This is a genomic window from Mongoliitalea daihaiensis (assembly GCF_021596945.1).
Taxonomy (GTDB): Bacteria; Bacteroidota; Bacteroidia; order Cytophagales; family Cyclobacteriaceae; genus Mongoliitalea; species Mongoliitalea daihaiensis.
In genome coordinates this window covers 2,775,524-2,800,796 of sequence record NZ_CP063779.1, presented here as the reverse complement: position 1 = coordinate 2,800,796, position 25,273 = coordinate 2,775,524, and the positions used below count along the sequence as shown (strand labels likewise).

Sequence of the window (25,273 nt, the reverse complement as noted above, 5' to 3'; positions counted from 1 at the left end):
ATTTTAAGCCACAAAGACACTAAGTCACAAAGGATAAAACCTAAATTAGTAATTTACTTGAGCTACAAAACTGAATTTTTATTTTTCAGAAAGCCGCTTTAGTTAGAGAAATGATATGCATCAATGAAACTCATAATCCACTCCTGTCACTTGGGACAATAAAGTAGCCGGAGCATCCAATGCCCGAGCATCTCCTCTTGGAGTTGGAGATACAGGAGAATTTGCTTCTAGGTAAGCCAACATCACTCCATGTAGGGTATGTTCTGTATTTTGCACATTTTTCACATTGTTCATTCTACAAACTACATCCGCAGGATCTCCTTCTCGTTCGCAAGCAGATATTGTATAGGTTTTATTCAAATCAACAGGTTCTCCTTTGATAATCATGGACTGCACCCGCTTTCCTTGTTCACCAAAAGCATTGAAGGTAATCTCCATACCCTTGAACTTAGTCACCCAACCTCCAAAACGTCTATTGGCATCCTCTGCAAAAACGTTGTTTAACTCCACTTCCATCCAATCCATCAATTGCTGCCCAGTAACCTCACCTACACGCACGATGGAATCTACTGGAAGCATATCGTACACATTGCCTCTTGTAATCGGAATATTTCCGGTTTCATCGGGAGTGACGTTTGGAGGACAGAAACGGAAACCATTAGACAACGCAATATCTACATCGGGCAACTGCCATTTCACAGCATCCACTACCATGGTGTCAATAGGATTTTCAATAACAAAATACCTATAAAGCGGAATCGTACTGTAACCAACTACCCGATTGATTTCCTCTTTGAATGGCTTTTCTACTTCCTCCACAATTCTACTGATGCGAGGGGAAGGTTCAATCGTATCAGCCAACACATCCAATAATTCGTAAGTTTCGCCAACAACTTTTCCATCGTTCACCTGCAACTCCAATTTCCCTAAAAATGACCCAAAAGCACCCGGCTGCACCACTTTGGCATATTTCCCTTGGATAGGCTTGCGAACGCGTTCATGGGTATCCGCTCCCAAGATATAATCTACCCCTTCACAAGCTGGATTATTTGAAAGTGCTATTTCTTGAGAAAGTCCGATATGAGACATAATCGCTACAAAAGCACATCCTTCCTGATTTCTCAATACATCTACATAATGCGCTAAGTTAGCTTCTGGTCTGGTGAAAATAATTCCTTCGCTGTATCCTGGAGACTGTCTTCTTGGAACCAAATGATCATTGTATCCAATAAAACCAAACTTCACCCCATTCACGGTCCAGATATGGTAGGGAGGAAAAATCAATTCTCCACGCTCTCCATTACCCAAATCATGGTACATATTGGCACAAACTTTCCCTGCTGTCAAAGCACCCATGAGTTTCTGCATGGGCTTTTTATTGTACACAACCTCCCAGTTGCCAGGCGAATACAAATCATAAGACATAGCGTTCAAAATGGGTACTATCGCTTCGCCTTTGGTTTTGACAGAAAGCATAGATCCCTGAAACATATCCCCTGTATCTACCAAAAACGAATGCGCTGCTTGTGCTCGTTGCTGTTGAATAAAGGCATGCATATTGGCATAGCCTCCAGCTTTTTTAAAGACTTTTTCTCCATTCTCCCAATACAGTTCATCGTGAGGATGAATCTGACAATGCACATCGGTGGTCTGTAAAATTGTAACTTTAAATGCAGCAGGTGGATCCATTTCTCCAGAAACTATCTGATTGTCAGTATTGCTACTGCAAGAAGATTGCAGTGCTCCTGCTCCTATCAATCCTGTTCCTGCACTCAGTGCGCCTAGTTTCTTTAGAAATGATCGTTTGGTTAGGTTCATACGTGGGTGTTGTTAATGATTTTAATTGAATTTAATACCTTTTCAGGAAAATCCATGCTGCAACGACAACCATAGACTTCCCCAAATTAGGTAATGATTCAAAAGTCTACTTTTTAAGTGAGCTTTTCTGTGACAAATATTACAAGGTTCTCACAGATCGATCGGATCTTGGCGGATTTGAATAGATTTTGAATTTTAGATTTTAGATTTTAGATTTTAGATTTTAGATCTGTGGAAATCCACGAGCCATGCAAGTAAATTAAAAAACTGTCCATTTAACTACCTTAACCACACTATCTCCCAAGCAACTCCTCATTCTGTGCCAATCTGTGAAATCTGTGGACTTTTTTACCGGTAAGAAAGCAAAGGTTTACGGAGAGATCACAGAGTTTTTCAAGCCTCTAATCCAACCAAAATCCTTCGTGCAATTTCGTGTCATTCGTGGACCTTTTTATTTTAGAGTTAAGATTTTAGATTTTAGATTGGTGGAAATCCACGAGCCATGCGAGCAAATTAAAAAACTATCCATTTAACTAACTTAACCTTAACCACACTATCTCCCAAGCAACCCCTCATTCTGTGCCAATCTGTGAAATATGTGGACTTTTTGAACCGCCAAAGAAGTAAAGGTTTAGGCAGAGAATACAAAATTTTTCCAGCTTGTAAGCTATGACCACCATCTTAATCTCCAACAAAATCCTTCGTGCAATTTCGTGCCATTCGTGGACCTTTTTATTTTAGAGTTAAGATTTTAGATTTTAGATTTGTGGAAATCCACGAGCCATGCGAGCAAATTAAAAAACTATCCATTTAACTAACTTAACCTTATCCTCACCATCTCCCAAAATCCTTCGTGTCATTCGTGGACCTTTTTATTTTAGAGTTAAGATTTTAGATTTTAAGATTTGTGGAAATCCACGAGCCATGCGAGCAAATCCAACTAAACAAAAATAACCAGCTAATCCTATTTAATACGAACAACTCCAAATAACCACCTATCTTTGTCAATCTGTGGACTTTTTTACCGCTAAGAAAGCAAAGGTTTACGGAGAGATCACAGAGTTTTTCAAGCCTCTAATCCAACCAAAATCCTTCGTGCAATTTCGTGCCATTCGTGGACTATAACTTTGTGCCCTCGTGCCTTAGTGGCAAAAATTCGAGATGTAAAGCATCTACATCATCCGCGTTCCATCTCCAATTTTTTCCTTAAATTTAGATCTGCGTTCAATCCGCCATATCCGTTTTATCTGTGAGAACTAAAAACCTATGAGAAAATCCGTTTTACTCTGGATCTTTATTTTGATCCAACTATTCCCTGCCATTGCTCAACAGCCGTTAGAAAATTCCTTGTTGTGGAAAATTTCTGACAATGGACTCGAGCAGCCATCCTATCTTTTCGGCACCATTCATGTGATTTGTCCGGAAGATTTTAAAATGGACGAGCGCATCCTTTCGGCCTTGCAATCCAGCAAAAAAATTGTCTTGGAATTGAACATGTCCGACCCTATGCTGGTGCAGGAAATGCAGCAAAACTCTATGAATGCTGATTTCTACAATATTCAAAATGAATTTGACCCCGAAGCCCAAGCAGCATTAGATGCATTTCTATCGGATAACTATGGCATGGGCTTGGCACAAATCGGGATTATGAAACCGTTCATTCTATCCACTATGGTACTGATGAAGCAACTCCCTTGTGAAACACCCGATAGCTATGAGCTCTTTTTTACCAATAAATCCCAAGAATGGAAGATTCCTATGGAAGGTTTGGAAACTGCTACTTATCAGATCAGTCTTTTTGATAAAATACCGTTAGAACGTCAGATTGCAGATTTGTCTAACATGATTCTTACCGATGCCAGTGCTGAGGAATTCAAAGGTATGGTAGATGCCTATACAGCAGAAGATCTGGGTAAACTTCAAGAAATTATTACTGCCGATGGATTGACAGGTGAATATGGAGCGATTTTAATCGACCAACGTAACCTAGATTGGATCCCAAAAATTGAGCAACTGATCAAACAAGAAAGCACCTTTATCGCAGTTGGCGCAGGCCATCTCCCCTCCGAAAAAGGAGTCATCCAACTCCTCCGAAATGCAGGTTACACTGTTGAACCGGTACGATAAATACATAAGAGCCTGGACTAGCGTTGTCCAGGCTTGTATTTTTTACGGGCATGTTGCTCCACATCTTCCCGATAATAGAAGACATCTTTAAATTGGGCCTGGGTGTACATCTCCGCCTGATCTACAAAATGAGGAGAAAAAGGATTCCCTGACTGTCCCCCTGCCAAGATGGATTTGGCTTTTACTTTCTCACCAAACTCCACGGCTGCTACAAAGCTATTGCCCACATTCCCATAAAAGCGTTTGGTATTTGGATAAGCCCGACTCCCATAAGCGGCTAAAGAACCCCACATGGATGAATTAAATCCTACAGGTAAACTTGGCAACTCGTCATAAAACTTCCCCTGAATGGCATTCGTCACCCGTTGAAATCGGTTGATCTCTCCCCAAGGCGTATTCCATTGACCAAAATCTTCACCTAATTTGGCTACAGCTTTATCCAATGCATCGATCAATTGCTTCTGAGTTAAATGCTCCGCCAAATAATCAAATACATAAGCATCCCAAGGTCTATCTAAACCTCTACCCATTCCCATCAATTGATTGCCCCAAAAGACCGCTACTGATGTGGCTACCGAATTCACATGGGTTTTCAGATCCCAAGCGACTAGTGTATCCACTGCTGATTGAAGCTGCGATTTCCTTGGATCACTTACAGGTAATTCATCGAAAGCCTTTTTCAACACAGGTACCAATGGCTCAAAAGCTACTATATGCGGATCATAAGCCAATTCATAGATCATGGATTCAATGGTCCATTTTCTAGGCTGTTCCAAAATTCGGACCGCATTGATGCCCCGAGCATTTTCTACATCCCATGCCACATAAGCAGGGAAATCTGAACGCTTCGGACTAGCCTTTCCAAGTGCATTAAATGGGTCAGAATTACAGTGCTGAATCCACCCGGTCATTGGATTTTCTAGGTAAAGTAACTCTGAAACGTCGTGTAAACCTTGCCAATCAGTAGCCGGGTTACTGCCATCTACCACTCCTCTCCAATCAAAAGAGGGATCTCTTCTAGGAACAAAATTCCCGTGGTAATACACAATATTCCCGTCTCTATCAGCATACATGGTACTATTGGAACTGTTGGTTTTCAGGTCCATGATCGCCCTAAACTCCTGATGATTGGTAGTTTTGGTACGGAGATAAGATTGAGTGAGTGCCTTCTCTCGTTCCACCATCAACGCAATGGCAACCCACTTTCCATCCTCTTCTCTGATAACGGGACCATGATGGCTGTAGTAAGCCGTAATAGTTCTCTTGAATTGTCGTCCATCTTCCTTGTAAGTCAATGCTATCGGCTTTTCCATCAGAGGTCTCCACTCCTCTCCAAATTTGTAATGATACCTCCCATTTCTTTGCTCCACTGTCAGAGCAAAGTGGTCTATTGCATCAGCCTTGGCGGAAGTATGCATCCAACCATTATACTCATTAAAACCCTGGTAGATAAAAAACTGTCCCCAAGTCACCGCTCCATAAGCATTTAATCCTTCCTCACTGACCATGTGAACTTCCGGTCTAAAATAAAAAGACGTATGCGGGTTGATCATCAATAAAGCATTCCCTGTTGATGACAGCTGAGGTGCAATGGCAAAACCATTGGAACCTTTGGGTTCTTCGTCAAAATTACGTTCTTGATAAACGAGTGAAGCCTGAAATTCTTTATCATAAAAAGCCTTCAGTTGATTTACAGAAATGGTTTCAATATCTCCTCCTATACTTCCTTCCGAAAATGTCAAGGCCATCCATGGTTCGAATTTGGTGATCAGTTTGGGGTTGACTTCGGGATGAGTATGTAGAAAGAAATTAATCCCATCTGCCCAAGCATCCATCAATTGTTTCAACCATTCCGGTGCTTGTTGATACTCTTTTTTGACCACTGCCTCATCGATATACAACTTCATCCGAAAATCGGCATATAACTCCTTCACCCCTTCCACTTCCGCCATTCTACCCATGGCTGTGATATAATTCATTTCCACTCGGTTGAAATCATCCTCGCATTGTGCATAAATCATCCCAAAAACCGCATCTGCATCTGTTTTGCCATAAATATGCGGTACTCCAAATCCATCCCTAAAAATCTCGACCTGCGAAGCCCTTTGCTCCCATCGCTGTACATCCGACAATTGGGCAATACTGGGGAAGGTAATAAGTGAGCAACAAAAAATGACAACAAGCAAAAGAATCTTTTGAAAGTAAGAGGGGTGTATCATGGGTATTAATTTTTCAATTGGAATGCTTAAGATAAGAACTTATCGGAAAGCTACCTAAAAGCATGATTTGGATGCAATACTTTTTGATAATTGGTAATTTTCAAAAGCTATTCCGTCATGGGAACGCGGATGAGACGGATGCAAGCAGGCGCGGATTGGAAACTGATTTTAGATTTTAGAGGGCAGATTGTAGATGTAGAAATCTCGCAGAATACACAGAAAGCGCAGAAAAACCATGGTAGAAAATTAGTGAAATCTCGAGCCAGCAAGCTAAAATTCATAGACATAGGCAATTAATTAAAAGTAAAAGCCAACTATTTAAAAGCAAACTCCCATAAAAACCCTTCGTGTAATTAGTGCCATTCGTGGACTTTTTTCTGTCTCTCGCAGAAAGCACCGAAACCAAAGGAAATTATGACAAAATATTAGTGGAATCGCGAGCTAGCGAGCTAAAATTTGTAGCATAGGCAATTAATTAAAAGCAAAAGCCAGCTATTTAAAATCAAACTCCTATGACACCCTTCGTGTAATTAGTGCCATTCGTGAACCTTTTCATTTTAGATTTTAGTTGTGGATTCGTGGAAATCCCCGAGCCTTGCGAGCAAATTAAAAAAGTCAACCCAATCATAACATCCTTCCTACCCCCAAAAAGACTATCAATTTACCTCTATCTGTGAAAATCTGCGTAATCTGTGGACCTTTCTACTTTAGATTTTAGAAGGTAGATTTTAAATTTAAACTCGTATTTATTCATGCCATTTGTGGACTTTTTTCTGTCTCTCGCAGAAAGCACCGAAAGCATAGAAAAATGATAACAGAAAATTAGTGAAATCTCGAGCCAGCGAGCTAAAATTCATAGACATAGGCAATCAATTAAAAGCAAAAGCCAACTATTTAAAACCAAACTCCCATAAAAACCCTTCGTGTAATTAGTGCCATTCGTGGACTTTTTTCTGTCTCTCGCAGAAAGCACCGAAACCAAAGGAAATTATGACAAAATATTAGTGGAATCGCGAGCTAGCGAGCTAAAATTTGTAGCATAGGCAATTAATTAAAAGCAAAAGCCAGCTATTTAAAATCAAACTCCTATGACACCCTTCGTGTAATTAGTGCCATTCGTGGACCTTTTCATTTTAGATTTTACAGGGTAGATTTTAGATTGAGTTCGTATAAATAGTGCCATTCGTGGGCCTACAAAAAAAAGGAGGACGGGTTTCCCCTATCCTCCTTCATCCTTTCAGTAATTTATGAAATCGTGGACCCAGGCGCAACACCTTCATGTGGCTGCAATAACTTCAAACTACCATCCTTGTCTTCCGCCATCAAGATCATCCCCTCGGAATCAATCCCCATCATCTTTCGAGGCGCCAAGTTGATCAACATCACCACCTGCTTGCCTACCAAATCTTCTGGTTTGAAATGCTCAGCAACACCACTCAGTACTGTGCGCTGCCCAAGTCCTGTATCTACCGTCAATTTTAATAATTTTTTGGATTTTGGCATAGGCTCAGCAGTCAGCACTTTCACCACCCGCATATCTAATTTTACAAAATCGTCATAGGTAATCAACTCCTTCATCGGTGCTGCAGGCGCTGTTTCCATAGCATTCTTCTTCTTGGTATCTAATAATTTATTGACTTGCTGCTCTACTGTTTGATCCTCAATTTTCTCAAACAACAAGGCTGCTTGATTCAACACATTTCCTTCCAACAACAAATCAGACTTTCCTGCATCTTTCCAAGTCAGTCCATTCAACTCAAACATGTCATATATCTTTTTCGCCGTAAATGGCAAGAAAGGTTCGGCCACCACAGCTAAGTTCGCAGCAATATTCAAGGCAATATTCAAGACCGTGGCTGTTCTCTCTGGATCGGTTTTGATCGATTTCCAAGGTTCGGTTTCAGCCAAGTACTTATTACCCATCCTAGCAAAATCCATCACCAAAGACAAAGCCTCACGGAATCTATAACGCTCAATCGAATCCGCAATCCGATCAGGGAATCCGGCCATTTCTTCCAAGACATCTCTGTCCACCGCTTCCAGTTTACCCAAAGCAGGAACTTTCCCGTCAAAAAACTTATGGGTCAATACGACTGCACGGTTGACAAAATTGCCGAAGATGGCCACCAACTCAGAGTTATTTCTTCCTTGAAAGTCCTTCCAAGTAAAGTCATTATCCTTGGTTTCTGGGGCATTAGCGGTCAATACATAACGAAGCACATCCTGTTTTCCTGGGAATTCTTCCAAGTATTCATGCAACCATACGGCCCAGTTTCTGGAAGTAGAAATTTTATCACCTTCCAAATTCAAGAATTCATTCGCAGGCACATTATCAGGCAATACGTATCCCCCATGTGTTTTCAAAATGGCAGGAAAAATGATGCAGTGGAATACAATATTGTCTTTGCCGATAAAATGCACCAATTTGGTATCCTGATCTTTCCAGTAGGGTTCCCAATCTTTTCCGTGTTCAGCTGCCCATTCTTTGGTGGATGAGATGTAGCCAATCGGTGCATCAAACCAAACATACAATACTTTACCTTCGGCACCTTCAACGGGAACAGGAATCCCCCAGTCCATATCTCGAGTCATAGAACGCGCCTGTAAACCATCTCCTGCTTCCAACCAAGAACGACACTGACCCAAAACATTGTTTTTCCAATCTCCTTGATGTTCTTCCAAAATCCAGTTTTTCAAGAAATCGGTATAACGGGCCAAATCCAAAAACCAATGCTTGGTATCCTTCATCACCGGGCTGCTGCCTGATAATTTAGATTTAGGATTCAACAAATCAGTTGGACTCAAAGAAGATCCACATTTCTCACACTGATCTCCGTAGGCATGTTCGTAGCCACACTTAGGACAAGTTCCTTCGATGTAGCGATCTGCCAAAAACTGACCTGCCTCTTCATCGTAATACTGCTGCGTAATTTGCTCCAAAAACTCCCCTTTCTCATACAAATCTTTGAAAAACTCTGAAGCTGTCTCATGATGAATCGGTGCAGATGTTCGGGAGTAATGATCAAAACTTATTCCAAACTCCTGAAAACTCTTTTTCATCATTTCATGATAGCGGTCGACTACATCCTGAGGACTGATACCTTCTTTTTTTGCCTTAATCGTAATAGCCACCCCATGTTCATCCGAACCACAGATATAGGCCACATTCCGCTCTCGTAAACGAAGATAGCGTGCATAAATATCCGAGGGAATGTAACACCCTGCCAAGTGCCCAATATGCAAGGGTCCATTGGCGTAAGGTAAAGCAGAGGTAATGGTATATCGTTTAAATGTTTTCATCTTGCAATTGTAATAGTGATGCTGAAAGACCCTTAGGTCGATTGAAATTCCTTCCGGGCTTCATCTGTGAGAATCCCTTGGAAAATAATTTGTATGGCTTGATCGTATTTGTCAGCTGTGCTGATATTCATTTGCTTTTGCATTTCGGCCGGAAACTGCTCCAAAAAATGACTGTCGATCAGACTTTGAATGGCTGCCGCATAAAGGCAAACCACTAAACTAATATTTATATGGGGAAGTATAAACCCCTGACTTACGCCCTCTTGAATCAATTTTTGAAAACGAAGAAAAGCAGACTCGCGGATGTAGGTTTGTAATTCAGCCCATATTTCCGTCGCATGTTCCCGCAAATCATCAAGTAATTCCGGATTAATCGGGGCCAAATCTGCTGCCACCGTAGTGAGCAAGGATTTAAGTTTCCCTGTAAATGGAATGTATTTGTTATCCAATAAGGTCTCTACTTTAAGAGACAACCTGGTTTTTAAAATATCAAAAGAGGCTGCCAGCAGCTCTAGTTTGCCGGGAAAGTATTTATAAAGGGTCTTTTTACTCATGGACAACTCCTGCGCGATATCATCCATGGTAGTATTTTTGTACCCCTGCTTCAAAAACAACTTGTACGCAACTTCTAATATTTTGGACTCTATTTCGGTCTTTTTACTCATGGTATCTGGGAAGTGGGCAAATATAAGAAATGAGCTTGATTTCTATGGTATGATTTTATTTGATCGTTGTGGAGAAATCTTTGGCCGTTGAAATCCTTCACGCTATTTTTGGAGTTTACTGCATACATTAACGATCACCAACGTATGACTTCACAAGAGGCTCAACTCCGTATATCCGAACTTAGCAATCAGATCAATTATCATAATCAGCTTTATTACAACGAAGACCGAAGCGAAATATCAGATTTCGAGTTTGATCAGTTGTTGCAGGAACTGATTACTTTGGAGACGCAGTTCCCTGAATTTTTGGATGCTGACAGCCCTTCCCAACGGGTAGGTGGTACGATTACCAAGGAATTTGAAACTGTGGAACACGAGTATCGCATGCTATCTTTGGGTAACACCTACTCTCCAGAGGAACTACTAGCTTTTGATGAGCGAGTAGCCAAGGGATTGGGGCATCGAAACTATGAGTATTTCTGCGAATTGAAATTCGATGGAGTTGCAATCAGTTTAGTATATGAAAATGGAAGGCTTATCCGTGCGGTAACCCGGGGAGATGGTACCAAAGGGGATGTGGTCACCGAGAATATCAAAACCATCCGAAACATCCCTTTACACATCAAAGGTGACAAGGTTCCTGAAAAATTTGAAGTACGAGGAGAGATCTTTTTGCCTCGAAAGGAATTTGACAAAATCAATGCCGAGCGCGAAGCTAACGGAGAGGCACTCTTGGCAAACCCAAGAAATGCAGCCTCGGGAACTGTCAAAATGCAAGACAGCAGTATCGTGGCCAAGCGAAGACTCAATTGTTACTTTTATCAATTGTTGGGAGAGGAAATTGGGGTTGAAGAACACGATAAAGCTATTCACCAACTGGAACAGTGGGGTTTCAATGTCTCCCCTACTTATGCCAAATGTTTGAGTGTTCAAGATGTATTATCCTACATCAACGAGTGGCAAGAAAAGCGTTTTGAATTGCCTTTGGACACTGATGGGGTAGTTTTAAAAGTTAATAATTACGATCAACGGGAGGAATTAGGCTTCACAGCAAAGATTCCTCGTTGGGCCATTGCTTATAAATACCAAGCAGAATCTGCCATCAGTCAATTACTATCCATTACCTATCAGGTTGGCAGAACAGGAGCAATTACACCTGTAGCTAATTTGGCACCTGTGCACTTAGCAGGAACAACGGTAAAACGCGCCTCCTTACACAATGCCAATGAAATCGAACGCTTAGGTTTACACGAAGGAGATTGGGTGTCCATTGAAAAAGGCGGTGAAATCATCCCTAAAATAACTACCGTCATTTCTGAAAAACGGAAAACCGATGCGAAACCAATCGCCTATATTCAACATTGCCCAGAATGTCACACCGAACTGACCCGAAAAGAAGGGGAAGCAAAGCATTACTGTCCTAATCATGCCGGATGTCCTCCACAGATTTTGGGACGAATCGAACACTTCCTGCATAAGCGCGCCATGGACATTGATTCTTTGGGCACAGAACGCATCAAAACGCTTATTGATCAAGGATATATTAAAAACTACGCCGACCTGTATGAACTGGAAACACAAAAAGACCGATTACTCGGTCTGGAAATGTCTCAGGATCAATATCAGAAAACGGAGGAAGGGTACTTATACATTTCTTTGTTGAAAGCCTTTTTTGCGTTAACAGAAGGAATATCCCTCAGTGCTATCCAAAAATTCCTAGCCGAAGAACAGGAAAAGAGTTTGGAGGAAACGCTCAAATCCTTTGAGTTATTTATCCGCAAAAGCAATAAAAAGGTTGCTCAAAATACCGGAAACTTACTTTTGCTCAAAGATCATATTCATTATGCTGCACTTCCTACTTTGGAAGAATATGTTCCTGTGAGTGCGGTTTTGAAAGTTTTGTTGGGATCGCGGGTGAGTTTGGAAGAGTTGTTACGAGTAAGTGCACATTGTTCAACCGTTCATGCGGTTTTACTTGAACTCAATCTCGACTTACCTTCCGAAGTGGAAGACCGAATCAAAAAACTCAAAGCCAATACCTTTCAGGAAGGAGTAATTTCCAACATGATGGAAGGGATTGAAAAATCAAAACAACAGGGATTTCCTAAGGTTCTCTTTGCCTTGGGGATACGAAATATCGGAGAAAATACAGCTCAGATTTTAGCTAAGGAATTCAAGAGCATAGATGCTTTAAAAACTGCCTCAGCGGAAGCCCTATTGGCTGTCAATGGTGTAGGAGAAACCTTGGTGCAAAGTATTCAAGAGTTTTTCGGAGAACAAGAAAACTTGACCATCATTGAGCGCTTACGTGGACATGGACTCAGTTTAGACATGCAAGAAGAAGTGCGTGTTTTGGATAGCAATCAATTGGAAGGAATGAAGATTTTGGCATCCGGTAAATTGAACCATTTCAAACGGGATGAAATTATAGATTTTATAGAATCAAATGGCGGCACCTATGTTAAGGCAGTGTCAAAAAGTTTGGATTTTATTATTGAAGGTGAAGACATGGGGCCTAGTAAAAAGGAAAAAGCTGAAAAATTGGGTGTAAAAATGATTTCAGAAGAGGAATTCATGAAGATGGTCGGTAAATCCTAAGGTATGAAGTGGATAAAAGACCTTCTTGTCAACTGGCGATTGAAACAGCTATTGAAGAAAGTAGACCTTCATCAAAGAGGAATTACAGTACCAACTGAAATCAAAACCATTGGGATACTAGCGGAAAACTTCGATGCATTGGAAGAAGCCAAAATATTGATCCGCAAAGAATGGGGGCTCAAAGTTCGAATCATCGCCTATCATTATAGTGAAGAAAATTCTACTCAGATCGAGGCCTTTTCTCATAAACACTTCACATGGTCAGGGTTGCCTTCTGACCGTCTGAATAATTTTATGGATGAACAATTGGATTTTATCTTAGTTTCATCTGCCAAACTGAATCCCTATTTACGATATTTGTTGCTGACAAAGAAAGACAGCTTTGCTATTGGCTTCTATTCCTCCCAAAACAAACCCTATTTTGATCTGATGCTAGCCTATGATGCAAGCAGCGATCTTTCGGGAAATTTAAATTTATTGATAGAATATTTATTAAAAATAAAACGCGCATGTTAACATTAAGAGGCACAGGTGTGGCCCTTATCACCCCTTTCAACGAGGATTATAGCATAGATTTCACGGGATTAGATCGAGTGGTCAATCATGTGATTGATGGAGGCGTAGACTATTTGGTAGTGTTAGGAACTACTGGAGAAAGCGTTACTCTTACCAAAGAAGAAAAAAAGGAAGTGCTCAAAGCAGTTAAAGTAAGCAATGCTGGCAGAGTTCCTTTAGTCTACGGATGCGGTGGAAACAATACACAAGCAGTGTTGGAAGATCTGAAAGGCATTGATTTTGAAGGAATTTCAGCAATTCTTTCGGTAAGTCCTTACTACAATAAGCCCACGCAGGCAGGTATCATTGCCCATTATACCGCTATTGCAGATGAAAGTCCAGTTCCGGTGATTTTATACAATGTACCGGGTAGAACTATGTCCAATTTGAGTTGGAGCACTACCATAAAATTAGCTGCTCACCCCAATATCATTGGAATGAAAGAGGCGAGCAGTGACATGTCCCAGTGCATGCGCATTGCTTCCAAGATGCCTAAAGACTTCTTGTTGATTTCCGGTGACGATATCTTGACACCAGCTATGCGTTTGATGGGAGGTGCAGGCGTAATATCCGTATTGGCCAACGCCTATCCTGCCCTATTCAAAACCATCGCCCACGGCACCTTGGAAGAAGCCAACGACGCTGCCTTCCAAATGCTTGACATCAATCCATTGATGTACGAAGAAGCCAACCCAGTTGGTGTGAAGGCCTTGATGGCCATTTTAGGACTTTGCGGCGATCAGGTAAGATTGCCATTATTGAGAGCTTCGGAGTCCTTGAAAGAGAGGATTAAGGGGGAGTTGATTTGATGAAAAATTGAAATACTTTTGTTGACAATGACTAGTTAAATAAAGGGCTTTGGCGAATAAACCAAGGCCTTTTTTTTATAACAATTCATAAACATGAACTGAAACAAGTTATTTTTCACCATTGAAGAAAACTGTGTCCATCAATTTAGGAACATCAAAAATTTAAAACGAATAGTTTTCTTTTAGGCAGTTAACTAATATCTTTAAGAAGTCAAGACATTTTTATTTTTTCCATGGATAAAAAACGGTTAACTGAGCGGGATATCTGCACAAAATTTATCACACCTGCCATAGTGAAGGCTGGATGGGATATTCAGAAGCAAATCCGTGAAGAAGTATTTTTCACTGATGGAAGAATCATCGTACAAGGCTCTCTTCATACAAGAGGAGTAAGAAAACGTGCCGATTATATCTTGTACTATAAAAAAGATAATCCTATAGCCATCATTGAAGCAAAAGATAACAAACATAGCGTAGGTACAGGCATGCAACAAGCCTTAGAATATGCTGAAATACTCCAACTCCCATTTGTATTTACCTCCAATGGGGACTCTTTTGTTTTTCATGATAAAACCAACGAGGAGGTACGAGAAAAAGAAATCAGCTTGGATGAATTCCCTTCTCCTGAACGATTATGGGAGAAATATCTCAAGCATCGAAATCTTGAAAGCACTGAAGCAAGAAAGATAGTAGAGCAAGATTACTACACTGATGATTCGGGTATGAATCTTCGCTATTACCAAGCAAATGCAGTCAATCGAGCTATGGAAGCCATTGCCCGTGGGCAAAATAGAGTCCTATTAGTTATGGCAACTGGAACGGGGAAAACTTTTACTGCCTTCAACTTAATCTGGCGCTTGTGGAAAGCTGGCATCAAAAAGCGGATTCTATTTCTAGCAGACAGAAATGCCCTTCTTACACAAACAAAAAACGGCGACTTCTCCCCTTTCGGAAATGATATCATGCATATCATAAAGAATCGAAAAATTGATAAATCATACCAAATTTATTTTGCCCTCTATCAAGGACTGACAAGTAACGAGGAGGAAAAAAATGCTTATAAGGAATTCAGTAGAGACTTTTTTGACCTAATTGTAGTCGATGAGTGTCACAGAGGATCGGCTTCCGAAGCTTCTGCTTGGCGAGAGGTTTTAGAATATTTTGAAGGGGCTACCCAAATAGGTATGACAGCCACTCCAAAAGAAACCAAGGACATCTCCAATATGGATTATTATGGGGAACCTGTATACACGTATTCCCTCAAACAGGGAATTATGGATGGATTTTTGGCACCTTATAAAGTTGTCAGGATCACAACCAACCTAGATGAAGGCTGGCGGCCTAGTGCGGGGATGTTAGATAAATATGGCCATGAAATCAAAGACCGTATCTATAACCTGAAAGACTATGACCGGAATATGGTCATCGATCAAAGGACTCAGCTAATTGCAGAAAAAATTACCGAATTTTTGAAAGCCACCGATCGGTTTGCCAAAACTATTGTCTTTTGTATAGACATAGAACATGCACAACGCATGCGACAGGCATTGATAAACGCCAATGCTGACCTAGTCTCAAAACACCCGCATTATGTTGTCAAGATCACTGGAGATGATGAAGTAGGCAAAAGGGAGTTGGACAATTTTACAGATGTGGAAGAGCGATTCCCTGTAATCGCAACCACTTCAAAAATGCTAACTACTGGTATTGACACCAAGATGGTGAAGCTGATAGTACTTGAAGCAAATATTGCTTCCATGACAGAATTCAAACAGATCGTAGGCAGAGGTACAAGGATCAGAGAAGCCGAAGGAAAGCTCTATTTTACGATTATGGATTTCAGAAAAGCTACCAATCTATTTGCTGATCCGGAATTCGATGGAGATCCTGTTCAGATTTACGAACCTGGAATTGATGATTCACCGGTACCTCCAGCCTATCCTGAATATGATGAAGAAAACAATGAGTCTGATAATATATTTGGAGAACCCGAACCTCCTGAGTTTGGAACAAATCCTCCAGACATCCTTATTCACGAACCTGACCCAGATTTTGAACCTAAGAAATACTATGTCAACGATGTAGAGGTTTCTGTCATCAATCAACGTATTCAATATTTTGGAGCGGATGGACGATTGATCACAGAGTCTTTGAAAGATTATACTCGCAAAAACATAGATCAAAACTTCAGCTCTCTGGACGTATTCATTCAGCGCTGGACAGCAGCAAACAAAAAAGAAGTTTTGCTTGCCGAATTAGCCGAACAGGGGATTTTATTGGAAGCACTTCGGGAGGAAGTAGGCAAAGAAATGGATGATTTTGACCTGATCTGTCATATTGCTTTTGACCAACCTGCCTTGACGCGAAAGGAAAGAGCAGAACAAGTGCGCAAAAGAAATTACTTTGCCAAGTACGGTGATAAAGCTCAGGCGGTGCTCAACGCACTTTTGGATAAATATGAACAAGAAGGGATCACAACTATCGAACAAGGCTCTATCCTCAAAGTTCAGCCGCTCAATAAATTAGGCTCACCTGTGGAGTTAGTGAGAGCTTTTGGGAATGGGAAGGATTTTGAAAATGCAATCAAGGAATTGGAAAAGGAAATTTATCAGATAGCTTAATGAAGTCCTTAAATATTTAGCTAGGAAGATGAGCACATATTCACAGATTTATATTCAAATAGTAATAGCCGTTAAAGGACGGTATAGTTTAATCTCTCAGACTTGGGAGGAAGAATTGTATAAATACATCACAGGAATAATCACAAATAAGGGACAAAAATTAATTGCAATTAATGGAATGCCGGACCATGTTCATATTTTAATAGGTATGAAACCGTCGTGTTGCTTATCGGATTTGGTTCGAGAAGTAAAAAAGGCGTCGAATGCATTTGTAAATGAAAAGAGATTTATCAGATCAAAATTTGAATGGCAAGAAGGCTTTGGTGCTTTCTCCTATTCTCAATCTTCATTGAATCATGTGATTGCATATATTCAAAATCAAAAAGAACATCATAAGAAAAAAACATTCAAAGAAGAATACATTGATTTCTTGAAAAAATTTGAAGTTGATTATAATTCAGCGTATTTATTTAAATGGATAGAGGAAGAGGATTAGGTAGATTTGACCTTGAAAAGGTCACATGTTTATAAAAATGTAAAAATGATAATCGATATCCCGACCTCGAAGAGGTCACATGTTTATAGAAATGGATAAATAACCAACGATATTTTGACCTCGAAGAGGTCACATGTTTATAGAAATAGATCCTCCCATGATCCATTCGACCCCTTCGGGGTCGAACCATTAATCATCGTAGGGAATGTTGCTATAAACATATGATCCCATTCGGGATCAAAATCGAAATGTTAAAGACATTTCTCCAAAAAGGTACATTTAAAATTCCCTTAGGGGTAAATACAAAAAATTTAAAACAGAAAATGACCACAATTACCACCAATATCAAAGGCATCCGCGACATCATGCGGAAGGACACAGGAGTAGATGGGGATGCACAACGCATCTCGCAAATGGTCTGGATGCTCTTTATGAAGATTTTTGCAGATAAGGAAGAAGAATGGGAAATCACCATCGAAGGCTATCAAAGCCCCATTCCTGACCAATTCAAATGGCAAAACTGGGCAGCCAATGAAGAAGGCCTGACCGGCGATGCATTGATGGACTTTGTCAACAATGAGTTGTTTCCAGCCTTGAAAGAACTGGATTTCAGCATCAGTCCTCAGGCCAAGATCATCCGATCTGTATTTGAGGACACCTACAACTATATGAAAAACGGAACGCTCTTCCGTCAGGTGATCAATCAAATCAACCGCATCGATTTCAACAGTTCCAAAGACCGTCATTTGTTCAATGACCTCTACGAAACGATTCTAAAAGAACTGCAATCCGCTGGTTCATCAGGTGAATATTACACCCCTCGGGCGGTGACACAGTTTATGGTGGATATCATCAATCCCCAACTCAAGGAAACCGTTCTCGATCCGGCTTCTGGTACGGGAGGATTCCTTACTTGCACCATAGACCATAAGAAGAAATTGGTACAAAACGACCAAGACGAGCGTGACCTGCAAGCCACCATCCGTGGAATAGAAAAGAAGCCCCTACCCCATTTGCTCTGCACGACTAACCTGATGCTGCATGGCTTTGATGTGCCTGCGGTGCGGAGAGATAATCTCCTCAGCAAACCTTATGCAGACTGGGGTGCAAGAGATAAGGTAGATATCATTTTGACCAACCCTCCTTTTGGCGGAGTGGAAGAAGATGGGACGGAAACCAATTTCCCCCAGAAGTTCCGAACCAAGGAAACAGCCGATCTATTCTTGGCCTTGATTATCCGCTTGCTGAAAGATGGCGGAAGATGCGCCGTGGTCTTGCCAGATGGGACGCTCTTTGGTGAAGGTGTCAAAACCCGCATCAAAGAAGAACTAATGGAACGCTGCAACCTGCACACCATCGTGCGTCTGCCCAATGGCGTGTTCAACCCCTACACAGGGATCAAAACCAATTTGCTCTTCTTTGAAAAAGGGCAACAGACCAAAGACATCTGGTACTTTGATCATCCCTATCCAGATGGAGTGAAGAGCTACAACAAAGGCAAACCAATCCATATCAAGGAATTTGATTTGGAAAAAGCTTGGTGGAGTGATCGGGAAAATGAAGCTTATAGCCAATATGCCTGGAAGGTTTCCGCTGAAGAGATCAAAAACCGAGGCTACAACCTGGATATCAAAAACCCACATCAGGTAGCCGACGACTTGGAAAGCCCTGAAATCCTGCTGAAGAAATATCAAGCAACAGAAAAGAAGATCTCAAACATTCAAGACGAGATTATCAAAGTCTTAACAGAAGCCTTACGCTAAGCCATGCAGTTATTAGAACATTTTAAAGAACTGACCCTGCATCCCAAAAATGCGGAAGAGCTAAAAGGGTTGATTTTGCAATTGGCAGTGCAAGGGAAATTGACTAGGCAATGGAGGGAGGAGAATGTAGATGTGGAATCTGCTTCGATTTTATTGGAAAGAATTAATAAAGAGAAAGAAAGACTTATAAGGGAAAATAAGATTAAGAAGGATAAAATATATCCTAAAATATCTAAAGAAGAAATTCCTTTTAATCTACCCGAAAGCTGGGCATGGAGCAGACTAGGTAATTATACCCATAATTTTGGACAGAAAACTCCAGATAAAGAATTTGAATATATTGACGTAGCGTCTATTGATAATCAATTTGGGGTTATAAAAAATGAGCTAAATATTCTTTCGCCAAGTGACGCTCCCTCAAGAGCAAGAAAAATTGTAGAGAAGGGGTGTGTAATTTATTCTACTGTTCGACCTTATCTTTTGAATATTGCAGTTGTGGACAGAGAGTTTTCTTACAAAGCTATCGCAAGTACAGCTTTTGCAATTCTTAATCCTGTTCTAGGATGCTCCGAGATTTACTTGTATCATGTTTTACGATCATACTTTTTTATTGAGTATGTTGAAAGCTGCATGAAAGGTGTAGCATATCCAGCAATTAACGATGCTAATCTTCTTGTTGGTCTGATTCCAATCCCACCCCTCGAAGAACAAAAAGCCATTGTAGAAGTAGTCAATCAATTGTTTGCAGAAGTGGAGCAATTGGAAGAATTGACAAAAGAGCGGATTCAGTTGAAGTCAGATTTTGTGACTTCTACCTTGAATCAGTTGACCCAAGCAGCAGAACAGGATACCGCTAGTCAGTGGATATTTTTACAGCAGCATTTCGGTACCTTTTTTACCGAAAAGGAAAACATCAAAAAACTCCGAGAAGGCATATTGCAATTGGCTGTTCAGGGGAAGTTGACACGAGATTGGCGTACCCATCGACAAACTCAGGGATTACCAATCGAACACGCATCTACCCTACTTGAAAAAATCAAGGCAGAGAAAGAGCAACTGATCAAGGAGAAAAAAATCAAAAAAGAAAAGCCACTTCCTGAGATTTCGGAGGAGGAGATACCTTATGAATTGCCTGAGGGGTGGGTTTGGTGTAGATGGGTTGACCTTTTAGGATGTGTGAATTACCCTATGAAAAGAGGACCGTTTGGTAGCTCTTTAAGAAAAGATGATTTTGTTGAAATTGGCATAAGAGTCTTTGAACAATACAATCCAATAAATGATGACCCACATTGGATGAGATATTTTATCACAGAAGAGAAATATGAATCTATGAAAGGATTTACGGCCAAGGCTGGAGATTTTCTTATTAGCTGTTCTGGTGCAACACTAGGTAGAATAGTCTATTTGCCAAAAGGAACCGTTACTGGAATTATAAACCAAGCTTTACTAAAATTAACTCTAAACCGAGATTTAATTTTAGCTGAATATTTTCTAAAGCTTTTTAGATCCAAATATATCCAAGAACTAATTTGGCAAAAGGCTCAGGGAATGGCTCAACCAAATATGGTTGGGGTAAAGGAACTAAAAAATATATTAATCCCATTACCACCACTAGATGAACAAAAAGCCATTGTAGAAAAAGTCAATGCATTAATGGCACTCTGCGATAAACTAGAACAAGAAATAGATACCCATCAAACTACGGAAGAAGAATGGATGCAGAGTTGTTTGAGGGGGGTAGTGGAGAGATAATTATAATTATACAACTATTAACCAATTTAAAAACACTGTATGGAAAAGAAAGAAAAAAGCTACAAATCATCATTTTACACATTCAATTTAAATTTGAAATCAAATAAAAGAAAAGGTGGAGAAACTTTCAGGAAAATTATTCTTGAAACAGAGTATTCTAGGAAGGGTGTACAAATGCGTGCAAATACAATTATGTATTTTAGAAATGTTTTCACAAGTAGCGTAGATGGAAAAGATGTTGTCTATGGAATAATTTCCAGAAATATTAATGTTGAAGGATTGGAATGGAAGGATAGAGAGACAGCGGAATTAGTTGATGTTCATATACCAAAAGGGGCAGTACCTGGCTTAAAAGAAGTCTATTTTGCATATACTCCTGATCATCACAGAGTAGTAGTTCAGGCAAAATCAAATTTTAGTCCAAATATAATTAAGGAATTCTTTCAAATATTCTTCAACAATTTTCTGGAAAAAGAAGGTGAACATCTTGATATTATAATTCAACAAGATAAAGATAGTTTAGAGGTCTTAGAAAAGGCAAAAAAAATCTCCAAAGTATTTATAAAACTGACTTTTACAAATGATGATTTCAAAAAGGAATCTGAAGATTTAATGGATAGGCTTATTAGAGAATCTGGATTTGGTGATTTAGAAATTACTGGAAAAAGCAGTGGCAATTCTGAAATAGATCTAAATGGTGATTTGGTAAATGGTTCATTAGGTTTAGCAACTGAAAATGGTTTTGCTCAAGTTAGTTACACTGATCGATCTGGCAAAAAACAGAAACTAAACACTTTAAAACACCCACAAATTTTCCAAATTGAACTAACGAATAACACTTCTCCATTAGTATTTGCAATAGAAGCGATAAAAAATCTTTTTAAATTTAGAAATGAAAAAGCCGATTAAAGAACTTCACAGTGGGGATTTTAAAACCCTGCTTTTTATTTACGATATAAAAATAATTAGAAAGAGTAAGCCTTTTTGGTTTTCAATTGTAATCTCAATATTTATTTTGCTACTAACTATTAGGGTTGAATTATTCGACATTTTTAAATTCTTGATAAATTCTGGATATAAAATAATTCCTTCCATACTTGGATTAGCATTTGCTTCTTTTGGAATCATAATTTCGGTTTCGAATTCAAACCCTATTTCACGTCTAATTGATAATGACACCTCGGAATTTAATGATAATATGAACCTAGGGATATCTACTTTTCAAAAGGTATTAGCTATTATTTCATGGGCCATTATCATTCAATCTATATTTCTAATTATATTAATTTTAGTAGATTTTACAATAACGCTCGAATTGAAGTCTATTTTCTGCGAACCACTAATTTCGAATATTTTTAACCACGTAGTTTTGTTCTTGTTCTCATTTCTCTTTTTCTATTCTATTTTATTGATACCTAGAACTCTACTTAATCTCTTTAATTATGGGCAATTAATTAATTTTGTTTCTATCATTGAAAAACTTTCTAAGAAAAATGAATAGTTTAAAACTCAATACACTTTATATCTCATTGTGAATTAGTATTTGTTATGGACAACCAAATATCAATCATTATATCAAGCTTGGCATTAGTCATATCAGGTTTAGCCTATTTCCGTGGCAGAAATATTGACCTTCAGAACCAACTATATTTGAAAAAGCTGGATGCTTATGAGGCCATTATCGGGGAGTTTCAAAAAGTGATTTCCATTTTACAGAAGTCCATTGAAAAAATCAATTCACTTGAGTTCTCCAATAAGCCAATTGGAAATCTTGTAGAACTGAATGAACTATCACTTCAAATTGATTCAGAAATCGATAATAGCAGAAATGAGATTGCAAAGAAATCAGCTTGTTTTTCAAATAAATTTATTGAAGAAATTCTATCTAAAGTAGATACATTATATGGTGAAATAAATGTCAATACTTTGACAAACAAGCAAAAAATAGAGGGTGAACTTGAATCTCACCTGAAATTGCAGATTGATAATTTTGAGTCACTAATCAATCAAATGAGAGATGAATTAGGGCTTGATCATTTCAACCAAAAACTTCTAAAAAGAGTTAAAAAAGGTAACTTTAGACTTGATATTTAAATCCTAAATATACTTCTCCAACTCCACATAAGGCATTTCATCATAAGTCTGCCCATTAAGTTCTCTACCAGCTTTTTTCTTGTTCTTCCCTCCCCATTGTTTGAAGAAGAAAGCAACTTTAGCTGTTTGGCATTGCTCCTGAATATCCAATACCCAATCTGGATTCATAGGTCTTGCTTTGTGTCCACTTTCCCCTCCGACTATGACCCAGTCGATACCGTTTAGGTTCATATTTGATAGTGCACCAATCAAGGGTTCGCAGGATAGGAATTTTACTCTAGCACCCGTTTGACGGAGAAAGTCTATTCTGTCGAGAACTCTTTCGTCTTCGACAGAAACACCCATCCAGATATTGTGTGACCAAGGTAAAAGATGACTGATTTCAGCAAGACGATCAGCCCGCTTGGTGAGAACTTGGAAAACATGTTGTCCATTATCTTTCATAACTTGAAACACTTTCTGAATAAATTCCAAAGGTACATCTTTGTGAAACAAGTCAGACATTGAGTTCACAAACACCACCTTTGATTTTTTCCAAGTATATGGGATGCCCAAGGCATCTTCATGAATCCTCACCTTCTTAAATCCATCCTTATACTTTTCTACTCCCATGGCTTTAAGTCGCTTGGTCATGACTTCTGCATAACAGAATTTACATCCTGCTGAGATCTTGGTACAGCCTGTGACAGGATTCCATGTCAATTCAGTCCATTCGATTGAGGTTTGTGCCATTTTGGGTCAGATTAGTTGGATTGATATTTGATTAGGTCTTCTGTAAAATTCGTTATAATTTATGTAATAAGAGCCCTTTCTAACTTTTTGTCCGTCATTTGATGTCACACTAATTTTATTCTGAGAAGCAAGCCCCTTCAAAACTTCTACCGCATGCGTAGGCCTAAATCCCTGATGAAGGGTAGCTTGATAAATTTCTCCATTCGTTCTCGGTTCTTTCAAATAGGAATGAAAGAAACTCTCTAACTTATTTACCTTATCGGCTTTAGAAGGAGTAAATAGTGTTGGTGCATCAGGATTCTTATAACTCCATCCCCTTCCCTGCTCAGAATCAATTTCCCATTTGGCTTCAAGCATTTTATCAAAACCATAAATGTGACTGGTAAAAAAGAAAAGACAAAAATATTGGTTGGAATCTCTTGAGATGATAAATGTGTCCACGAAAAAATCATCACCAAGATAATTTCGAAAGGCTGATTTCAGGTTCTCAATGAAATCAATTCCTGTAGAAGAATTTGGCCATTTATCTTTCGGAACCAAATCCTCTATGAAAGCTTGTAGTGCCGTGGGAATCCCTTTTCTCTCAAACCTAAACATAAATTGTGTAGGCAGAAACAGTAAAACTTCTGTTTTTTTGGTCTGTAAAATTGATCTGATTTGAAAAGCTCTAACATCTTTATATCCATAGGGGTCAATAAAGACAAAGGCTTTGGCTTTCTTTGATTTGGACATTTGGGCCACTACCCGTGGCACAGCTTCAGCATAATCCACGTTTCGGAATCTCAAATCACCAAAAATGGGGTAATGCAACTTTTTGCTTTCTACAATAGATTTGACTTTTTCTGTCTTCCAAGTTTCCAGGTCGTTGAATACACAATCCACTTGGATAATCTTATGCTTGCCAGCTTGATTCCTATAGTAGATGTCTTTGATGGCCTTCAAAAAAATGATTGGACTCCCCTCTCCGCCATTTTCATAAATCCCTTCCCCACAAAACAAATCGTAGAGATGGACTTTTTCAATGCCTGCTGCCCTGCTCAAGATGTTTAGGTATTTTTGAATATACAAATTGAGCAATCTTACTTTTACCTCCGAATGCTCAAACATGGACGACTGTGACTCTTTCATAAAAAGTTTTGAAAAATTAAACTAAGGCTAATTTAATGAAAAAGTTTGTAAAAAATCATTCCAACTATTTTTTTCTAAAAAATCAATAATCATCGATTACGAGAGTTAATAATTTTTAAATTTACCTTAATGGTCAAAAAAACGGAATGGATTATACAAGATTAAACAAACAGTCGATTATTCTGTCTTTTGCGAATGAGATTGCAGCAAGAATTATCAAAAAAAGCATTAAAAAATTACAAAGAATAACTATAATCCTCTCTGGAGATGATTCTGGTTTGGTAAATTCATGGGATGAGATATGTGTTCAGATCCAAGGGGAGTATTCATTTGATTGGGAGGCATATGAATTTATGATAGATAACCACTTGAAGGAAGAAACAAAAAAGCTCACCACTCATGAACAATTTGCAATTTGGCTGCAAACTGATAATGGGGTTTACTACGATGAGGAAGAAGATGAAAACCCTGAGTTTATAGAAGAAGATATACTCCAATATCTAAAAATCGTGCTTTTAAAAGAGGCTGGAAGTTGGAGTAATGACAGAATTAGGAGGTATTTAAATTAGAGGCGACTAGAAGAAAGCAGATTGGAA

Annotated in this window: 17 protein-coding genes; 11 read left to right on the top strand and 6 right to left on the bottom strand. The window is 39.3% G+C overall.

The genetic code is table 11. The annotated features are described in order from the left end of the window. Window positions 1-120 precede the first annotated feature (120 nt). On the bottom strand, window positions 121-1,818 hold the full coding sequence (locus IPZ59_RS11770) for a bifunctional metallophosphatase/5'-nucleotidase (protein WP_236136244.1): 1,698 nt from the start codon (window positions 1,816-1,818) through the stop codon (window positions 121-123). Window positions 1,819-3,084: 1,266 nt separating this feature from the next. Here IPZ59_RS11770 and IPZ59_RS11765 point away from each other — a divergent pair. Continuing rightward, entirely contained in the window at window positions 3,085-3,945 is an 861-nt protein-coding gene (locus IPZ59_RS11765; protein ID WP_236136243.1) for a TraB/GumN family protein, read from the top strand. Window positions 3,946-3,962: 17 nt separating this feature from the next. Here the strand turns inward: IPZ59_RS11765 and IPZ59_RS11760 are convergent, their stop codons facing one another. The 3 genes from IPZ59_RS11760 to IPZ59_RS11750 form a co-directional block, all read right to left on the bottom strand. Continuing rightward, window positions 3,963-6,164, bottom strand: a complete 2,202-nt coding sequence (locus IPZ59_RS11760) for a penicillin acylase family protein (protein WP_236136242.1) — start codon at window positions 6,162-6,164, stop codon at window positions 3,963-3,965. Window positions 6,165-7,409: 1,245 nt separating this feature from the next. Continuing rightward, a complete protein-coding gene (gene metG, locus IPZ59_RS11755) occupies window positions 7,410-9,464 on the bottom strand; it encodes a methionine--tRNA ligase (protein ID WP_236136241.1) in 2,055 nt (684 codons plus the stop codon). Between the two features lie 32 nt (window positions 9,465-9,496). Then, window positions 9,497-10,129 carry a TetR/AcrR family transcriptional regulator gene (locus IPZ59_RS11750; protein WP_236136240.1) on the bottom strand — a complete coding sequence of 211 codons (633 nt, stop codon included), beginning with the start codon at window positions 10,127-10,129 and terminating at the stop codon, window positions 9,497-9,499. Between the two features lie 144 nt (window positions 10,130-10,273). On the opposite strand from IPZ59_RS11750, the gene ligA reads away from it, so the two are divergent. The 9 genes from ligA to IPZ59_RS11705 all read left to right on the top strand — a co-directional run bounded on the left by ligA (window position 10,274) and on the right by IPZ59_RS11705 (window position 22,817). Then, window positions 10,274-12,727: an NAD-dependent DNA ligase LigA gene (gene ligA / locus IPZ59_RS11745; protein WP_236136239.1), complete on the top strand. Its 2,454-nt coding sequence runs from the start codon at window positions 10,274-10,276 to the stop codon at window positions 12,725-12,727. A 3-nt stretch (window positions 12,728-12,730) separates the two neighbouring features. Next, window positions 12,731-13,243 (top strand): DUF6913 domain-containing protein, encoded by a 513-nt coding sequence (locus IPZ59_RS11740; RefSeq protein ID WP_236136238.1) that lies wholly within the window; start codon window positions 12,731-12,733, stop codon window positions 13,241-13,243. Further along, complete coding sequence (gene dapA, locus IPZ59_RS11735) at window positions 13,237-14,091, top strand: 4-hydroxy-tetrahydrodipicolinate synthase (RefSeq protein WP_236136237.1); 855 nt, start codon at window positions 13,237-13,239, stop codon at window positions 14,089-14,091. Before IPZ59_RS11740 ends, dapA begins: the two co-directional genes overlap by 7 nt. Before the next feature lie 233 nt (window positions 14,092-14,324). Then, a complete protein-coding gene (gene hsdR, locus IPZ59_RS11730; protein ID WP_236136236.1) occupies window positions 14,325-16,712 on the top strand; it encodes an EcoAI/FtnUII family type I restriction enzme subunit R in 2,388 nt (795 codons plus the stop codon). Window positions 16,713-16,740: 28 nt separating this feature from the next. Continuing rightward, window positions 16,741-17,208: an IS200/IS605 family transposase gene (gene tnpA / locus IPZ59_RS11725; protein WP_236136235.1), complete on the top strand. Its 468-nt coding sequence runs from the start codon at window positions 16,741-16,743 to the stop codon at window positions 17,206-17,208. 323 nt (window positions 17,209-17,531) lie between these two features. Then, a complete protein-coding gene (locus tag IPZ59_RS11720) occupies window positions 17,532-18,971 on the top strand; it encodes a class I SAM-dependent DNA methyltransferase (protein ID WP_236136234.1) in 1,440 nt (479 codons plus the stop codon). Between the two features lie 3 nt (window positions 18,972-18,974). Next, window positions 18,975-20,723, top strand: coding sequence for a restriction endonuclease subunit S (locus IPZ59_RS11715; protein WP_236136233.1), 1,749 nt, complete (start codon window positions 18,975-18,977; stop codon window positions 20,721-20,723). 39 nt (window positions 20,724-20,762) lie between these two features. Continuing rightward, window positions 20,763-21,632 carry a DUF4747 family protein gene (locus IPZ59_RS11710; protein WP_236136232.1) on the top strand — a complete coding sequence of 290 codons (870 nt, stop codon included), beginning with the start codon at window positions 20,763-20,765 and terminating at the stop codon, window positions 21,630-21,632. A gap of 741 nt (window positions 21,633-22,373) precedes the next feature. Further along, window positions 22,374-22,817 carry a hypothetical protein gene (locus IPZ59_RS11705; RefSeq protein WP_236136231.1) on the top strand — a complete coding sequence of 148 codons (444 nt, stop codon included), beginning with the start codon at window positions 22,374-22,376 and terminating at the stop codon, window positions 22,815-22,817. Between the two features lie 3 nt (window positions 22,818-22,820). Here IPZ59_RS11705 and IPZ59_RS11700 read toward each other — a convergent pair whose 3' ends face one another. Both IPZ59_RS11700 and tcmP read right to left on the bottom strand, forming a co-directional pair. Next, window positions 22,821-23,549: a DUF5131 family protein gene (locus IPZ59_RS11700; protein WP_236136230.1), complete on the bottom strand. Its 729-nt coding sequence runs from the start codon at window positions 23,547-23,549 to the stop codon at window positions 22,821-22,823. Window positions 23,550-23,555: 6 nt separating this feature from the next. Next, a complete protein-coding gene (tcmP, locus tag IPZ59_RS11695) occupies window positions 23,556-24,677 on the bottom strand; it encodes a three-Cys-motif partner protein TcmP (RefSeq protein WP_236136229.1) in 1,122 nt (373 codons plus the stop codon). A 146-nt stretch (window positions 24,678-24,823) separates the two neighbouring features. On the opposite strand from tcmP, the gene IPZ59_RS11690 reads away from it, so the two are divergent. Continuing rightward, entirely contained in the window at window positions 24,824-25,246 is a 423-nt protein-coding gene (locus IPZ59_RS11690) for a hypothetical protein (protein WP_236136228.1), read from the top strand. Window positions 25,247-25,273: the final 27 nt, after the last annotated feature.